Origin of the sequence: Aeromicrobium sp. 50.2.37 (assembly GCF_024655735.1) — a bacterium.
GTDB lineage: Bacteria > Actinomycetota > Actinomycetes > Propionibacteriales > Nocardioidaceae > Aeromicrobium.
Map to the genome: position 1 here is coordinate 341900 of NZ_JANLGG010000001.1, position 16204 is coordinate 358103.

At 70.4% G+C, this 16204-nt stretch carries 16 protein-coding genes; 9 read left to right on the top strand and 7 right to left on the bottom strand.

The genetic code is table 11. The annotated features are described in order from the left end of the window. Positions 1-20: 20 nt before the first annotated feature. From NUV38_RS01525 to NUV38_RS01540, 4 genes are all read right to left on the bottom strand, one after another. On the bottom strand, positions 21-638 hold the full coding sequence (locus NUV38_RS01525) for a 1-acyl-sn-glycerol-3-phosphate acyltransferase (RefSeq protein WP_255354069.1): 618 nt from the start codon (positions 636-638) through the stop codon (positions 21-23). 94 nt (positions 639-732) lie between these two features. Further along, positions 733-1188 (bottom strand): PaaI family thioesterase, encoded by a 456-nt coding sequence (locus NUV38_RS01530; RefSeq protein ID WP_055968624.1) that lies wholly within the window; start codon positions 1186-1188, stop codon positions 733-735. Between the two features lie 137 nt (positions 1189-1325). Beyond that, complete coding sequence (locus NUV38_RS01535) at positions 1326-2393, bottom strand: BtrH N-terminal domain-containing protein (RefSeq protein ID WP_055968297.1); 1068 nt, start codon at positions 2391-2393, stop codon at positions 1326-1328. Between the two features lie 188 nt (positions 2394-2581). Further along, a complete protein-coding gene (locus NUV38_RS01540) occupies positions 2582-3307 on the bottom strand; it encodes a transglutaminase family protein (protein ID WP_055968299.1) in 726 nt (241 codons plus the stop codon). Positions 3308-4916: 1609 nt separating this feature from the next. On the opposite strand from NUV38_RS01540, the gene NUV38_RS01545 reads away from it, so the two are divergent. Both NUV38_RS01545 and NUV38_RS01550 read left to right on the top strand, forming a co-directional pair. Then, positions 4917-5648, top strand: coding sequence for a hypothetical protein (locus NUV38_RS01545; protein ID WP_055968301.1), 732 nt, complete (start codon positions 4917-4919; stop codon positions 5646-5648). 229 nt (positions 5649-5877) lie between these two features. Then, a complete protein-coding gene (locus NUV38_RS01550) occupies positions 5878-7149 on the top strand; it encodes an HNH endonuclease signature motif containing protein (RefSeq protein WP_257727433.1) in 1272 nt (423 codons plus the stop codon). Positions 7150-7169: 20 nt separating this feature from the next. On the opposite strand, the gene NUV38_RS01555 is transcribed toward NUV38_RS01550, so the two are convergent. Continuing rightward, the gene (locus NUV38_RS01555) at positions 7170-7445 is read right to left on the bottom strand and encodes a hypothetical protein (RefSeq protein ID WP_156364793.1); all 276 of its coding nucleotides are present in this window, start codon (positions 7443-7445) and stop codon (positions 7170-7172) included. Positions 7446-7684: 239 nt separating this feature from the next. Here NUV38_RS01555 and NUV38_RS01560 point away from each other — a divergent pair, with 239 nt between their 5' ends. From NUV38_RS01560 to NUV38_RS01580, 5 genes are read left to right on the top strand one after another with little or no spacing between them, the layout of a single operon-like run. Beyond that, the gene (locus NUV38_RS01560; protein ID WP_255353967.1) at positions 7685-8407 is read left to right on the top strand and encodes an MIP/aquaporin family protein; all 723 of its coding nucleotides are present in this window, start codon (positions 7685-7687) and stop codon (positions 8405-8407) included. A gap of 37 nt (positions 8408-8444) precedes the next feature. Continuing rightward, complete coding sequence (gene glpK / locus NUV38_RS01565; protein ID WP_257727434.1) at positions 8445-9965, top strand: glycerol kinase GlpK; 1521 nt, start codon at positions 8445-8447, stop codon at positions 9963-9965. A gap of 57 nt (positions 9966-10022) precedes the next feature. Next, positions 10023-10628, top strand: coding sequence for a DUF1992 domain-containing protein (locus NUV38_RS01570; protein WP_257727435.1), 606 nt, complete (start codon positions 10023-10025; stop codon positions 10626-10628). Beyond that, the gene (locus NUV38_RS01575) at positions 10621-11538 is read left to right on the top strand and encodes a DNA-3-methyladenine glycosylase (RefSeq protein WP_257727436.1); all 918 of its coding nucleotides are present in this window, start codon (positions 10621-10623) and stop codon (positions 11536-11538) included. Before NUV38_RS01570 ends, NUV38_RS01575 begins: the two co-directional genes overlap by 8 nt. 34 nt (positions 11539-11572) lie before the next feature. Beyond that, entirely contained in the window at positions 11573-12724 is a 1152-nt protein-coding gene (locus NUV38_RS01580) for an MFS transporter (RefSeq protein WP_257727437.1), read from the top strand. Here NUV38_RS01580 and NUV38_RS01585 read toward each other — a convergent pair. Both NUV38_RS01585 and NUV38_RS01590 read right to left on the bottom strand, forming a co-directional pair. Then, positions 12710-13423: an alpha/beta fold hydrolase gene (locus NUV38_RS01585; RefSeq protein ID WP_257727439.1), complete on the bottom strand. Its 714-nt coding sequence runs from the start codon at positions 13421-13423 to the stop codon at positions 12710-12712. The two genes, NUV38_RS01580 and NUV38_RS01585, sit on opposite strands and share 15 nt — an antisense overlap. Continuing rightward, complete coding sequence (locus NUV38_RS01590) at positions 13420-14040, bottom strand: L-threonylcarbamoyladenylate synthase (protein WP_257727440.1); 621 nt, start codon at positions 14038-14040, stop codon at positions 13420-13422. The genes NUV38_RS01585 and NUV38_RS01590 overlap by 4 nt, the downstream gene beginning before the upstream one ends. A gap of 103 nt (positions 14041-14143) precedes the next feature. Between NUV38_RS01590 and NUV38_RS01595 the strand changes: the two genes are divergently transcribed. Next, positions 14144-14725, top strand: a complete 582-nt coding sequence (locus tag NUV38_RS01595; protein ID WP_257727441.1) for a winged helix-turn-helix domain-containing protein — start codon at positions 14144-14146, stop codon at positions 14723-14725. Next, the gene (locus tag NUV38_RS01600) at positions 14722-15993 is read left to right on the top strand and encodes an MFS transporter (RefSeq protein ID WP_257727442.1); all 1272 of its coding nucleotides are present in this window, start codon (positions 14722-14724) and stop codon (positions 15991-15993) included. The genes NUV38_RS01595 and NUV38_RS01600 overlap by 4 nt, the downstream gene beginning before the upstream one ends. Positions 15994-16204: the final 211 nt, after the last annotated feature.

The window sequence follows — 16204 nt, forward strand, 5'->3', positions numbered from 1 at the left end:
CAGACGCCCGCCAAAGGGCTTCACACGGGGCGCCGACCTCGCACGAGATCCTCGATCATGGTCGTCAGGATGTTCGTCAAGCGGCGGGTCCCGATTTGCACGACTTCCGGCCCGGATCCGCGCCTGCGAAGGTTGTCCAACCCCAGAGGCTGACCGACGTCGATCGTGACCACGGGCCGCTTGAAAAGCCGCGGCCGTCGACTGTATGCCGGGAGGACTTGCTGAGCTCCGAGCTGCGCCACCGGAATCAGCGGTGCACCTGACTCGAGCGCGAGTCGCACGGCTCCCGACTTCAGCCCCATCAGACGGCCGTCGTTGTTCTTGGTGATCGACCCCTCCGGGTACACCACGACGAGAGTGCCCGCGCGAAGCGCCTCCAGGGCGGCATCGAATCCGCCGCGACCATGGTCGCGGTCTACCTGGACGTGCCCGGCGGCTCGGAACCACCGACCCACGATCGCGCTGTCGAACAAGCTGCTCTTGGCCAGGAAAGCCGGAGTCCGTCCCGTGGCGAGCACCGCTTCAGCCACGAGCAACGGATCGAGTTCCGAGACGTGATTGACGGCGAGCACCACGCCTCCCTCTTGGGGGATGTTGTCGAGGCCGCGCCAGTCCCGACGACGCACCACCAGTAGCACGGGCTTACAGACCAGGAACGCGGTCCACCACGCTGCACCCCACCGCGGAGGGAACCGTGGACCGAACGATCGAGTCACCACAGCCCGGCCGGCGTTAATCGACTTCTCCGTCAGGCCGCTGCCCGCCTGAGGCGAAGTGACCAGCACCGACCACCACGAAGGTCGCCGTGGCCGAACCCGCCATACGTCCAACGTTGTCCCACGCTTCAGCGTGCAGGAGAAGCCGTCGACCGTTCCGCTCTCTCAACTGCGCGCGGAACGTGTACGGGTGGTGGAGACGGAAAGGCGCCTGGTACTCGACCGTGATGCTGCGGGTGACTGCAAGTGCACCGACGGTGTAGAGGGTGAAGCCGAACAGGTCGTCGAAAGCGAGCGCGACAGCGCCTCCGTGGGCGATGCCAGGTGCACCGACGTGAGCGTCAGAAAAGCTGTGGACCGCCTCAACCCCGTCCGCCGTGCGCACCACCTGCAGGCCGAGACCTGCAGGATTGGCTGGTCCGCACCCGACGCATTCCTGCGAATGAGGAGGCAGCGTCTGGCCGATAGCCACGGCCTCCTGAGCTGCGAGATGGGATGTCCACTGCGCGAAGAGCTCCGCGTCCGCTCTTCGGATCTCAGCGTCGCTACTCAGGGTCGGGTCACTGCCACCAGGGCGCCGCACGTCCATCTCGCCTGTCACCTCAACACTCAACGATCCGCAGCCGCCAAGGATTCGGCGGCCGCTTCCAGTGACTCGACCACCTTCGCCTCGAGGTCGGGCAAGGCGCTGGCTGCCTCGGCGACCGCCTCGGCGCGAGCTCGGGTGTCGACGTCGCGCTGCACTGCGGCGCGCGCAGTCTGCGTCCACGCCTGCGCGCACCGGCTGGCCGCTTCGGCAAGGTCAGCGGTTGCAGCGTCTCCGGTCAATCGGGCGACGTCCTCACAACCGTCGGCGAGCAAGCGGCGGAACAGTCCGCCCCCGGTCCCGGCCTTCTCGACGAACGCGCTCAGGCTGAACAGCAGCACCTCGAGCTCGTCGGCCGGAAGGTCGACCCAGGTCTGCACATCGGAGGCCAGCAGCGCCACCCCGGCGAGGCCTTCGGCGCCGTGGCCTGCCGCCGCGAGATCGATGATCCCCGGACCCGACGGGTGGCTCATCCGCGATGCGGACTGCTGGAACGCTTCGGCCGCGACCTCCGAAAGCTCGGGCAGCACTTCAGGCCAAGTGATCCGGTACGTGCAGTGGCGCGTCGGCTCAGGGAAGGACTTCGACGACCGCGCACGCGCCAGGGCCTCGAGTGGGACTTCTTGAACGTCGGCCCGGTCGTTGTCCACCACATACGCCACGCGCTGGCGTTCGTCGTAGCCGATCACCACGATGTCGTGACGGCTCATCTGGAGCTTGACCCGCAGGTACGGGAGCTCGGCGATGTCACCCCAGACAAGACTGGGACGGCCGGCGTCGACCTCGTCGCGGACCCACGTCCATCCCTCCTCGGGATCGTCCGTCGTCAGGACCTTGACCTTCCCTCCCAGGCGCACGGGGAGATCGACCTCGAAGTCTGAGCCCCGACCCACCAGGTAGACCGGAGGCATCAGGCCACTCGATCGCACGTACGACAAACCCAGAGCACCGCCGAGCGCAAAGACCAGGCCCTCGCGTGGCGGGCCCTCCCATCCCAGCCCGTTCCAGTGCAGCAGGTCGCGCAGAGCACCAGAGCCACAGTGGCCGCCCATCTGGTGGGGGTAGTCCTGGATGAGCGCGGTGTCTGACATGTGACGTCCTTTGGCAGATCTCGGTAGGTCAGGGGCAGAAGGAGGCGGCTCAGGCTTCGCGGCGAAGAGGTGCCGCGGGCCTCACATTCAGCTGAGCCGCGGACTGGGCATGACGGATGGGGTGGCGGGGTCCTTGCGCCGAGTGACCCGGCGGCGGTCGTGGCCGAGCAACCCGGCAGCGGTCGTGCTCATCGGCGATCTGCCGGCGAGTCAAGAGGACGTGAACTGTCATCGGACGACGCGCTCGTGGCTGGAGGATCGGTGAACTCATCCGTCACGCGCTCCGCGGAGGCGACCATCAGCGACCCGTAGGAACGACGAAGCTCCGTCAGGATGTCGGTCAGCGGCAGGTCGTCGAAGACGCCGCGATCCTGGACGTACTCCATGTGCTGGGTTCCATCGGCGGTGAAGGCGTGCATCAGCGCGTCGTGCTCGCCGTCGAACTCGACCGGGGGAACTCCGAATCGGGCGCACAGCTCGGTGTTGAACGCCGGCGTCGCCTTGACCCACCTGCCGTCGATGAACAGTGAACTGTAACCGTGATAGACGAACAAGTCCGACCCGCTCATGAGGCTGCGCAGCGAGTCAGTCTGCAGATGATTACGGACGTCGGCGAAGCCAAGCCGAGCCGGGATCCCGGCGGCCCGGCACACCGCGGTCAGCAGCACCGCCTTCGGAACGCAATAGGCACGCCCTGCTTCTAGGACGAAGCTCGCTCGGTAGTGAGCAGGGTCTTCCGACGCCGAGTAGGGGTCGTACCAAATCTGATCGCGGACTGCGGTGAAGAGGCGAACCGACTTCTCACGGTCGGTTCTCGCGCCCTCGATCGAAGCTGCAGTGAACTCGCGGACAGCTGCGTGCTCGATATCGAGGAACTCCGTCGCGTCGAGAAAGGCTGCCGGCGACTGACTCATCTGTGTTCCGCACTGCTCATGGGCCCGACGGCCGTGACGGATGAGTACGTGACCGAGGCCAGGTCATCGTCGCGCAAGCCTCGTCGACGGACAGGAGCAACGCGAACGCCGCTCACCGACGGGAGGCTCGGCATCAGGTGTCCTTTCGCCGCGGTCCAGGTCGCTGCTGCCACTCGCCCCCGGACGTCTAGCTTCCGAGAGGACAGGTCGCACCAACACGAGATTGGGTTTGACAGTGCGATGCCCAGTTGTCTGCACATCAGCACACCCTTGCCATGGTGTGACAACTTACAGTTTTTGTCAACGAAGCGACATAGCTTTGATTCTGTTCCGGTCGCAGCGGCCCGCGCCAGCGCTCCGCACAACGCGAACCGCCGCGCGTACGGCCCGCTCTCCTCTCCGCGCATGTCGGAAGACCGCGCTCGCGTCACGCTCTGGGGCAGGGCGCGTCGCAAACGGCCATGCGATCGATCGTTTCATCGGCGTCAAGGGCATCGAGTAAGCGGTGCCCCCTGCTGGGACTAGCGCGCAGCGACGCCCAGGAGCCATCGCGAGGGCTCAGGACGCGAACTATGCCGCCAAACGCGGCACCAGTCACCGGGTCCTTCATCTGCTAGACCTGACCGTTATGGAGTTGCAGATGTTGGAGGCTCGCGTCGGTGCCATCGTTGAAGCCGTAATCGCGGGCCGACAAGTCGAAGACGACCGCATCGAACTCAAGGCCCTATGGCCATCCGCTAATCATGATGTTGCTCGCCGTATCGCCGGCCACGCGAACGCTGCTGGCGGTGAATCGATTCTCTGGGTCATCGGCCTCGACGAGCGTCGTCGGCGCATCGGAAGTACCTCGGGCGTCGAACCGGCGAACTGGTGGAATGCGGTTCGAAAGCACTTTGACGGTCCATCTCCCGAGCCGACGTGGTTGCGGGTACTGGTGTCTGGCAACGCCGACGTGATGGCTCTCCAGTTCACTACCGAACGCGCTCCCTATGTTGTGAATGTCGCCAAGCCGGGGCAGGTTCATCGAGAGGTCCCGTGGCGTTCGAGTACTTCAAGTGTCGCAGTCAGCGGTCCGGGAGAACTCCGTCTTCGCGGGGAACACGTACTTGACCCCGGTGAGGGGGACCCTCTCCTTCGAGCACGGAAGATCGATCTCAATCTTCAGCTTCCTATCGACGCCAGTGCCCGAGCATCTCGGCTAGACAGCCGCCTGTCCGTCGAACCGCCTCGCGAGTTCAGCGAACGCGACATTCCCGACCAGCATGACGAGTGGCACCTCGCTAGGCGATTCACGGTTGGATCAGCGCCTCAATGGTGGTCGTAACCCAACCCTCCGTCTGGACGCGCCCAGACGCGACAAATTAAGTGACAAACTTGACCCAGACCCCGCTGGTCCAGCGATCCGTGACAACCAATCTGACAATCGCGGAGTCGGGGTCTAGACGTCACTGCGGGGAACTCGGACGACAGAACCCTGGCAAAAGTGACAACCCATCTGTCAACTGTCAAGTGCGCTCCTCCACTCCCGGGCGCACCCGAACCACCCAGCGAAGCCGTGCTCGCTCCGTCCAGGCGAGCCGAGGGACGATCCGGCCTCTAGAGTCGCACGATGTTCAGGACAACGATCACCGTCGCGTTGCTGTCGCTCGCCCTCGCCGGCTGCACCGGGTCGAACGACCCGAGTGAGAGCTCCACCAACCAGCCCGCAGACGATGCGGTCGACCTGCGGTTCGCCTACTCCGGCGTCTCCGACGAGGGAACGATCGACCAGACGCTCACGATCACCAACACGTCCAGGACCCTCTCCGCAGCTCCGACCCTGTCCTTCGTGGCACTTGACTCGGACTCGGAGCCGATGACCGATGTCTCGGTGACCACGGTGTTCGGAAGCGATCGAGGTCTGGTCGTCGCGCCGGCGAACTACGAGGTGCTCGACATCCTGCGTTTCGAGGGCCCCGGGTCCGGCGACGTGGAGGACGTCGAGGTCACGGTCGAAGGGATGCGCACCGCCGAGGACGCCGGGACGGCCTATCCCGAGGTCGACTTCCTGGATGCCCAGGGAGAGCCGGTCGACCGTCCGTACGAGGCTCGCACGGCCAGGGTGAGCAATCCCGGCAGAAGCGACTACGTGGTCCGCCTCGTGGGGATCACCTGGAACCGCCCCGCCGAGGGGGAGTCGCAACAAGCTCTCACGGTCTCCCCTGTCGGCGAGCCGACACGTCTAGCGGCTCGCAGCGAGGCCGACGTGCGTCTCGCACCGACGGACGTGGCGACGTACGACAGCGTGAAGGTCTTCATCGCCGTGGAGCAGCGCGCCTCGACCTCGGCCGAGGACGCCTGAGTCGACTCCCGCGGCGACGACACCCGACGCCTCGTCTCCCCCGCGCTCGTGGCGATCCTGCGCCGCTATCCCCCGGCGCCGACGGGTCGCACTCCGGTCGCCCGACTCATGACCCGCCTCGACGTGAGCCTGAGAAGCGCGGACGGGTAGCTCCACTCCCCCCGATGCTTTTGGCACCGAGGCGAACGCGGCGAAACTCGGTGTCGGACGTCGAATCTATGTTCGTTACATGACCTCGACGGACTCTCTCCTCGGCCTCGCGACGGATGCGTCGCGGGTGCTGTGGCGGGCCGAGGCTGCGCAGGCTGCGACGGTGCTGGCGTTCGTGGAGGGTCGTCGGTCCGACGCGGTCGCGGCCGGGCGGAGCGCTGCTTCGGCCGAGGACGCCCGCCAGGTCGCGATCCTGGAGGTCGCGGTCGAGCTCGAGGTCGCGTCGGGATTCGTCGCGCACCTGGTCGCGACGACCAGGACCCTCACGGCGGGCCTGCCGACGGTGTGGGCCGCCCACAGCGACGGTGAGCTCGATCGGGCGAAGGCCCGCGCGATCGCCTCGGCCCGGTGGCGCCTGCACGAGGTCGCGTCGGTGGAGCTGCTCGACGAGTCCGTGGTCCCCTACGCCACGACCCACACGCTGTCCCAGCTCAAGGGCTGGCTGCGCCGGTTCGTGGCACGGGTCGAGGCCGAGAACGTTGCACGGCGCCGCCGCGAGGCGACCGCCCAGCGCCACGTGACCATCACGGCGATGGACGACGGGATGAGCCTGCTCCAGGCGTTCATCCCGACCCACGACGCCCTGCTGATCGAGCGCAAGCTGTCCCTGGCCGCCAAAGCGCAACGTGCCGACGACCCCGACGACGACCGACGGTTGTCCCAGGCCCGCGCCGACGTCCTGACCGACCGGCTCCTGGGTCGCACCGCGGACGCCCCCGGCCGGGGCCGGTTCCACGTCGGGATCACCGTCTCCCTGGCCACCCTGCTGGGCCTGGACGACGAACCCGCCGTCACCGGCGACGGCCAGCACGCCATCGACCCCACACTGGTCCGCGAGCTCGCCACGCAGCCCGGCACGCTGTTCAGTCGCCTCCTGACCGACGAGGCCGGCGGCATCCTCGACGTCACCGAGCTCGGCCGCTTCCCCACCGCCCCACTCCGCCGCGCCCTCGAGCTCGTCGACGGCGTCTGCGACATCCCCACCTGCGACAAACCAGCAGAAGCGTGCGACCTCGACCACCAGCAACCCTTCGACCCCGACCACCCAGACCGCGGACCCACCACCGCAGGCAACCTCCACCCACGATGTCGCCCCCACCACGGACTCAAGACCCGCGGAGCACTCCCCGTCGACCACGACGAGGACGGCACCACCCGATGGCACCTGCCCACACGCGCCGTGCCCGGACGCACCGCCTTCACCCGCGCCTGGACGAGGAGGACCGAACCCGTCGTCGTGCTCGCCGAGCACTACCCAGCCACGGGGGCCTTCGAGTACGTCGCCGCCTGACGAGGCGTCTACAGCCGACGTCAGCGCCGATGCCGACCGACGCCGCGCCGCGCCTCGGGACGTGCCGGAGGACCCTCCCCCGGCGACGCCGCGTCCACGACTGCTGGGTGAGCCGTCAGCACGTGGTGCCGAAGGACCGCGACGTCGCTCTCGTCGCACTCCAGGCGCAGCACCAGGACGCCCTCGTCACCCTCGAGCCAGCACAGCTCGACCTCGGGGGCCCGCACGAGCAGTCGCGTCGACACGCACAGGCTCGCCCCGGAGTCCGCAGGCATGTCGAAGGTCAGGACGGGCACGACGACCTCCTCGCGACCCCCGATCGATGTCATCACCCCCAACGAGCGCGCAACCCCGGAGGTCACGACCCGACGGCTCGACTCCCTGACCTGGAACATCCTCCCGGTCCCGGCGACGCCGCACCCACACCGCGATGTGACGGGGGTCACGATAGGCTCGACCCACACCGACCGAGGCGTCTCGGGGGACGTCCGCACCGAGCGGGCTACGAGTCTGTCGGGTCGGCCGGGGGGACCACGTGCTCACAGACATCTTCCTGCCCGAGGTCATGGGCACCGCCACGCTCCTGCTGCTCGGCTGCGGCGTCGTCGCGAACGTCGCGCTGGCCAAGACGAACGGCAACGCCGGCGGCTTCCTGATGGTCAGCTTCGGCTGGGGCCTGGCGGTGTTCGCCGGCGTCTACGTCGCCTACAAGTCCGGCGCGCACATCAACCCCGCCGTGACACTGGGTCTCGTCGCGTCCGGCGACGACCTCGGCGGCAACACCGCCGTCAAGGTGCTGGTGTACCTCGCCGCCCAGCTGCTCGGCGCCTTCCTCGGCGCCACGCTGTGCTGGCTGGCCTACCGCGACCAGTTCGACGCCCCGGAGAGCGATCCGGACGACAAGCTCGGCGTCTTCTGCACCGCACCGCAGATCGCGCGCACGTCCTCCAACCTCATCACCGAGATCATCGGCACCTTCGTCCTCGTGTTCGTGATCATCGCGTTCGGCAAGACACCCACCGAGCTCGGCCCCCTGGCCGTCGCGCTGCTCGTCGTCAGCATCGGCGCCAGCCTCGGCGGTCCCACGGGCTACGCCATCAACCCGGCGCGCGACCTGGGCCCGCGCATCGCCCACTTCGTCCTGCCGATCAAGGACAAGCGCGACAGCAACTGGTCCTACTCCTGGATCCCTGTCGTCGGACCCGCCATCGGTGGCATCCTCGGAGGCCTCCTGGCCGCCGCCGCGAACTACGTCTGACCCGCACCCCGACCCCACACAGAATCGAGATTCGAGCATGGCCGACAACACGTACGTCCTCGCCATCGACCAGGGCACCACCTCGACCCGCGCGATGATCTTCGACCACGCAGGATCGGTGGTGGCCGTCGACCAGGTCGAGCACGAGCAGATCTTCCCGCGCGCCGGGTGGGTCGAGCACGACGCGCTCGAGATCTGGACCAACACGCGTGACGTCATCGGCGGAGCCCTGGCCAAGGCGAACTTCAACAGCAAGAACATCGCCGCGGTCGGCATCACCAACCAGCGCGAGACCGCCCTCGTGTGGGACAAGTCCAACGGACAGCCGATCTACAACGCGATCGTCTGGCAGGACACCCGCACCCAGAAGATCGTCGACGGGCTCGCCGCCGACGGCGGGCTCGACCGCTACAAGGAGACGGTCGGGCTGCCCCTGGCCACCTACTTCTCCGGGCCCAAGGTGCGATGGATCCTCGACCACGTCGAGGGTGCCCAGGAACGCGCCGAGGCCGGCGAGCTGCTGTTCGGCAACATGGACACCTGGGTGCTGTGGAACCTCACGGGCGGCGCGGAGAACGACGGTGTCCACGTCACCGACGTCACCAACGCGAGCCGCACCCTGCTGATGGACCTCGAGACCCTGGAGTGGGACGAGAGCATCGCCGCCGACATGAACATCCCGCTGTCGATGCTGCCGGAGATCAGGTCGAGCTCGGAGGTGTACGGCGAGTGCAAGCCCGGCATCCTCAACGGCACCCCGGTGGCCGGCATCCTCGGCGACCAGCAGGCCGCGACCTTCGGGCAGGCCTGCCTGGAGAAGGGCGAGGCCAAGAACACCTACGGCACCGGCAACTTCATGCTGCTCAACACCGGCACCGAGGCCGTCCCGTCGGAGAACGGGCTGCTCACCACCGTCTGCTACAAGATCGGCGACGAGCCCACGGTGTACGCGCTCGAGGGCTCCATCGCGGTCACCGGGTCCCTCGTGCAGTGGGTCCGCGACAACCTCGGCCTCATCGGCAGCGCCCCCGAGATCGAGGACCTCGCGAAGCAGGTCGACGACAACGGCGGGGCGTACTTCGTGCCGGCGTTCTCGGGCCTGTTCGCCCCGCACTGGCGCCCCGACGCACGCGGCGCCCTGGTGGGCCTGACGCGCTACGTGAACCGGGGCCACATCGCCCGGGCGGTGCTGGAGTCCACGGCGTACCAGACGCGCGAGGTGCTCGACGCCATGAACGCCGACTCCGGCGTCCCGCTCACCGAGCTGCGCGTCGACGGCGGCATGGTCGTCAACGAGACCCTCATGCAGTTCCAGGCCGACATCCTCGGCGTCGACGTCGTGCGCCCGAAGGTCGCCGAGACCACCGCGCTCGGCGCTGCGTACGCCGCGGGTCTGGGCGTCGGCTACTGGGAGAACGAGGACGACATCCGCACCAACTGGGGCGAGGACAAGCGCTGGACGCCGCAGATGCCCGAGGACGAGCGCGAGAAGTACTACCGCAGCTGGAAGAAGGCCGTCACCAAGACCCTCGACTGGGTCGACGACGACGTCGACTGAGGATCGGCCGAGCGGCCGGTGTCGTTCCTCCTGCCTAGAGTGGTGGCAGGAGGAACGATGTCCGACGACCCGCGACGCCGAGCGGCGCACTACCGCCTCGGTGACGACCCGGCGCCCGACACGTCGCGCGCTCCCGACCCGGATGCCGCTGACGAGGTCGACGAGGGCGCGGCACCCGCACGCGGGCGGCGCCCCGAGGACCAGGCTCTCTACGTCGACGGCCAGATCCGCGCCGCGATCGCACGCGGCGACTTCGACGACCTGCCGCTGTCCGGCAAGCCGTTGCCGCCCCGGGTCTTCCGCCACGATCCCGACTGGTGGCTCAAGCAGCTGATCGAGCGCGAGAACGTCTCCGGCGTCCTGCCGCCCGCCCTGGCGCTGCGCAAGGAGGACGCCGAGCTCGACGACCTCCTCGACTCCACTGGCTCGGAGGAACGCGTCCGCGAGATGCTCGCGGACTTCAACCGTCGCGTCGTCGAGGCACGACGCCAGCTCCAGGGCGGTCCGCCGGTCATCACCGCGACCCGCGACGTCGACGACGAGGTGCGGGCCTGGCGCGAGCGCCTGCGCCGGCGTGCTGCGGCACGCCCCTCCCCTCCCCCGCCCCGGCGGGTGTCGTGGCGCGATCGGCTCCGGGCCCGACGCGGCGGTGCGCGTGACTGACGAAGGGCTGGGCCGCACCTGGCGCAGCACCGCACCCCTCGACGTCTGGCGCACGCTGTCGACCCTGCGTCGCGGCCCCGCCGACCCGGCCTTCCGCGGCCGGGGTGCCGAGATCTGGCGCGCCACGCGCCCGCCGTCGGGCCCGGCCACGCTCCACCTGCGCCAGCTGGACGCTCACGTCGTGGAGGCCGCGGCCTGGGGCCCGGGCGCGACAGAGGTGCTCGACGAGCTGCCCGCGTGCCTCGGCGGGGACCAGCCGCACCGCCCTCCCCTGGCCCACCCCGTGGTCGCCGACGCCCATCGACGACACCCCGGGCTCCGGGTGCCCCGCACCCGCCGGGTGGTCGAGGCGCTCGTCCCGGCGATCATCGAGCAGAAGGTCCTGGGGGCCGACGCCTTCCTCTCCTGGCGCCAGCTGCTCACGCGGCACGGGGAGGTCCCGCCGGGTCCGGCGCCGTCGGGCATGCGGCTGCCCCTGACGGCCGAGGCGTGGGCGGCGCTGCCCTCGTGGGAGTGGCACCGGGCCGGGGTCGACCCCAAGCGGTACCGGACGGTGCAGGCCGTCACACGTCTGGGCGAGTCCCTCGAGCGACTCGCCGACCGCGAGCCCTCCGACGCCTCGGCCGCCCTGCGGTCGCTGCCGGGAGTCGGCGTCTGGACCGCGGCCGAGGTCGGGTCGCGGGCCTTCGGCGACACCGACGCGGTGCCCTTCGGTGACTACCACCTGGCCAGCACCGTCGGGACGGCCCTGCTCGGTCACCGGCTCGAGCACGACCACGAGGTGGCGGAGGTGCTGGAGCCGTTCCGCCCCCACCGGTTCCTGGCGCTGCGCCTCATGCAGCTGAGCCCGCACGTGCGGGTCGAGCGGCACGGGGCCCGCATGTCGCGCGTCGACCACCGCGCCCGCTGAGGGATCTCGCCGACGCCGCGCGTAGCGTGGCGCCGTGCCGTCCTGGTTCCGAGCCGCGCTCGCGCTCTTCGCCGTGGGGTGGGGCGCGAACCAGTTCGCCGCCCTGCTCCCGGTGTACCGGGAGGTCGACGGAGCCACCGCCGGTCAGGTCACCGCGTTGTTCGGCGCCTACGCCGTGGGGCTGGTCCCCGCCCTGCTGCTCGTGGCCCCGGTCTCGGACCGGATCGGGCGCGGTCGCGTCCTGCGCCCGGTCCTCGTGCTGTCGTTCGTCGCCACCGTCGTGCTCATGGTCGGTGGTCACTCGCTCACCCTGCTGCTCGTCGGTCGCCTGCTGGGCGGCGTCGCGAGCGGCGCCGCGTTCGCACCCGGTACCGCCTGGGTCAAGGAGCTGTCCGACGCCGCGCCCGGCACCGGTGCACGTCGGGCGGCGATCGCCCTGTCGGCCGGCTTCGGCACCGGTCCGCTCGTCACCGGGGTGCTGGCGCAGTGGGCACCGGCGCCCACGGTGCTGCCGTACGTGCCACACCTGGTGCTCACCGTCGCGGTCGCGGTGCTCCTGCGTCCGGCGCCGGAGCCCGACCCGGCCGACGTCGCCACCAGCGACCCCGATGCCGCGACCCTGCGCCAGGTGCTCGGCTCGCGACGGTTCCTGACCCAGGTCGTGCCGACGGCCCCGTGGGTGTTCGGCACCGCGACCCTCGCCTTCGCCACGCTGCCGGCGGTCGTCGACGTCCCCGGCCCGTCCTACGCGCTGGTCGGGGCTCTCGTGTTCCTGACCCTCGGCACCGGGGTCGCGCTACAGCCGTACGGCCGCAGGCTGGCCACCGGCGTCACGCTCGCGGTGGGCATGGGAGCGGGCGTCGCCGGGTTCGGCGTGGGGGCGCTCGCAGCCACCACCGGCGCGTCCTGGCTGGTCGTCCCGGCCTGCATGCTGCTGGGCACGGCCTACGGCTTCGTCCTGGTGGCCGGGCTCCGGACGGTCGAGACGATCACCCCGGCGCGGGACCTGGCCACGGTGAACGCCGTCTTCTACAGCCTCACCTACGTCGGCTTCGCGGCGCCGTACCTCGCGACCCTGCTGCTGTCGTGGCTGGACGGCACGCAGACGATGCTGCTGCTCGCCGGTCTCACCGCAGCGTCGGCGCTCGTCGCCCTTGCCGGTCGAGGCGCCTCAGCGACCCGCTGAGCGGGCGATCCGCACCAGCTCCTCGGCGAGCTCGACCGGACGGGTCAGGGCGTTGAGGTGACCACCGGGCACCTCGGTCACCCCCAGGCCGAGCCGCTCCCGTGCGACGCGTCGTTGGAAGTCGGGCGGGAAGAGCCGGTCGTCGTCGGCGACGAGCACGACCGTCGGAACGTCGGGCCAGGCGTCGGCCGGCCAGACGGACCCGAAGGAGGCGTCGGACTCGTCGCGGTCCTCGTCTGCGACCTCGGTCAGCACGTCGTCGGCGGCGTCGTGGAAGAAGACCGCGAGCGGGTCGAAGGGGGCCTGAGGATCCCGACCGGCCGCTGCCTCGGCCTCGCGCCGGGCGCCCGAGAGGCCGACGGCCGACCACCACGCGCCACCGGACTCGCCCGGGGCCGGGATCATCGCGTTCAGCAGCACCAGCTGGTCGACCGGCTCCCGCGCGGCGGCCGCCGACGTGCTGAACCCGCCGAAGGACTGACCGACGAGCACCACCGGTCCGGGCGTCTCCCGCGCCGAGCGGACGGCGTCGACGACCAGCGCCACGTAGCCGTCCAGGTCGACCGACGGGTCCGGACCGGGCAGGTCGACGACCACGCACCGGTGGCCGGCGGCCTCGAGCAGCGGGGTGAGACGGCTCCAGCTCCACGGTGCTCCACCGGCGCCGGGGACGAGGACGAAGGTGGCCGACCCGCTCATCGGAAGCGGTCGGGATCGCCGGCGCCCTCGCGGACGACCTCGGGGACCCCGTCCACGAAGTCGACCACCGTGGTGGGCTCGGCGACCACGTCGCCGGACTCCACCACCGCGTCGACGAGGTGGTCCAGCTCCTCCTTCACCAGCCAGCCCTCGGTCATGGGCTCCTCCTGGTCGGGCAGGATCAACGTGCTCGACAGGATCGGCTCCCCCAGCGACTCCAGGAGCGCGCGCACGACCACGTGGTCGGGGATCCGCACGCCCACCGTCTTCTTCTTGGGGTGCAGCATCCGCCGGGGAACCTCGCGGGTGGCCGGCAGGATGAACGTGTACGGGCCCGGCGTCGCGCTCTTGACGGCACGGAAGATCGCGTTGTCGACGTGAACCAGCTGGCCGAGCTGGGCGAAGTCCTTGCACACGAGCGTGAAGTGGTGCTTGTCGTCGAGCCGTCGGATGCTGCGGATCCGGTCCAGCGCCTCCTGGTTCCCGGGCGCGGCACCGAGGGCGTAGCCGGAGTCGGTCGGATAGGCGATCAGGCCGCCGTCGCGCAGGATCGCGGTGGCCTGATCGACCGCTCGGGGCTGGGGGTTCTCGGGGTGGATGTCGAGGTAGCGCGCCATGGGTCGACCCTACGAGTCCGGTGGCCGCCGGTCACCCCCGTCAGCGCCGCCACGATCGCAAAGATCACTTTGCAAAGATCTCTTGGTGATCTAGGCTCGCCTCATGAGCGACCAGAGCGACGCCCCGACCGCCGACAGCGTCACCCCGTCCCCGACGGGACTGCGAGCACTCAGCCACCCGCTGCGCCTGCGCCTGCTCGGTCTGCTGCGGCTCGAGGGACCCGCCACGGCGTCCGAGCTCGCCGCGCGGACCGGGACGTCGTCGGGAGCGACCTCCTACCACCTGCGTCAGCTCGCGGTGCACGGCTTCGTCGAGGACGCCGGCGACGACGTCGACGCCCGGACCCGGCGGTGGCGCGCCTCGCACCGCAGCACGTCGACCGACAGTCCCCGCGACGCCGACGAGCTCGCGGCCGTCGACGCCTTCGCCCAGGCGGTCGCGGTCGTGCACGCCGAGCAGATGCAGCGCGCCGTCGAGGAGTTCTCGCTGCTGCCCCAGGCCTGGCGCTCGGCCTCGACCCTGAGCGACTACGTGCGGCGCCTGCGGCCCGAGACCGCCCAGCGGCTGGTCGAACGGCTGGAGGCGGTGCTGGAGGAGGTGCAGGACGAGGACCACCCCGAGGCTCGTCCCGTCGTGGTGCGCCTGCACGCCAACCCCTGGCCCGGGAGCGTGACCGGGGCGTGACGGTCGAGTCCCCCGCCGGACCGTCGACCGGGACGTCCACCGGACGGCGCTGGCACGTGCTCGGCGCATGGCTGCTCGCCGACGCCCTCGCGCTCACCGGCACGCGGCTGGCCGCGGTCGCTCTCCCCTGGCTCGCCCTCACGACCACGGGCTCCCCCACCGCGGCGGGCGTGGTGGCCTTCGCCGAGCTCGCTCCCCTCGTGGTGGCGAAGGTGCTGTCGGGGCCGGCCATCGACCACCTCGGCGCCCGGCGCGTGGCGGTCGGCTGCGACGCCGCGAGCGCGTCTACGGTCGCCGCCATCCCCGCGCTGCACCATCTCGACGCCCTTTCCTTCCCCGCACTCCTCGTGCTCGTGGCCGCCACCGGCGCCCTGCGCGGTCCGGCCGACGCCGCGCGCCACAGCCTCGTCCCGGTGCTCGCGGAGTCCACGCGACAGCCCATGGAACGCGTCACGGGGCTGGCGTCCACGGTTGAGCGCACCTCGAGCCTCGTGGGCGCGGCCCTGGCAGCAGGCCTGGTCGCCCTCGTGGGCGCCGCGGACGCCCTGGCGGTGAACGCCGCGGGGCTCGCGCTCGCGGCGGTCGTCCTGGGCCTCGGAGCCCGCTCGGTCGGGCGTGGCGTGCCGGCCGACGACGATCCCCACTCCTACCTCGTGCGGCTGCGTGCGGGGTGGCAGTTCCTGCGCCGCGACCCCGTGATCCTGGCGCTCACGGTCATGATCGCGTTCACCAACCTGCTGGACGTCGCGTTCACCGCGGTCCTCCTGCCCGTCTGGGCGGTCGAGACCGGGTCCGGAGTCGGCGCGGTGGGGCTGCTGCTCGCGGTCATGGCGGCGACGTCGGTCGTCGGCTCGCTCGTGGCGGCCGCGTGGGCCGACCGGATGCCCCGGTTCGCCGTCTACGTCGTCGCGTTCGTGGTGTGCGGCCTGCCCCGGTTCGCCGTGCTCGCCTGGTCCGACGTCACCTCGGCACCGGTGGTCGTCATGGCCGTGGCCGGACTCGCCTCCGGGTTCCTCAACCCGGTCGTCGGGGCCGTCTTCTTCGAGCGCATCCCGCGGCACCTCGTGGGCCGGGTCGGCGCGATGTCGACCGCCGTGGCCTGGGGCCTCATGCCGTTCGGGGGTCTCGTGGGCAGCGCCCTGCTCGCGCTGCTGGACCTGCGGGCCGCGCTCCTGGTGGCCGGTGTGCTCTACCTCGTGACCACGCTGGCACCGGTCGTGGACCGTCGTTTCCGGGCCATGGACCGCGTACCCGTCGAGGTGTCCTAGAGCACCTGTCCACGATGCGGCGACCGCTCTCACCGCTCGGGACGCCCGCCTACGCTGGGACCATGTCCGAGACCATCCCGCCCGCGGGACCGACGCTTGCCGAGCGTCGCGCCCGTCAGGTCGCCCACGACGAGGCGCGCGTGGAGCACCACCGCACCCGCGAGGCCGTGCTCGGCCCCCGACGCGACGCGGCCACCCTGCGCGCCGTCGC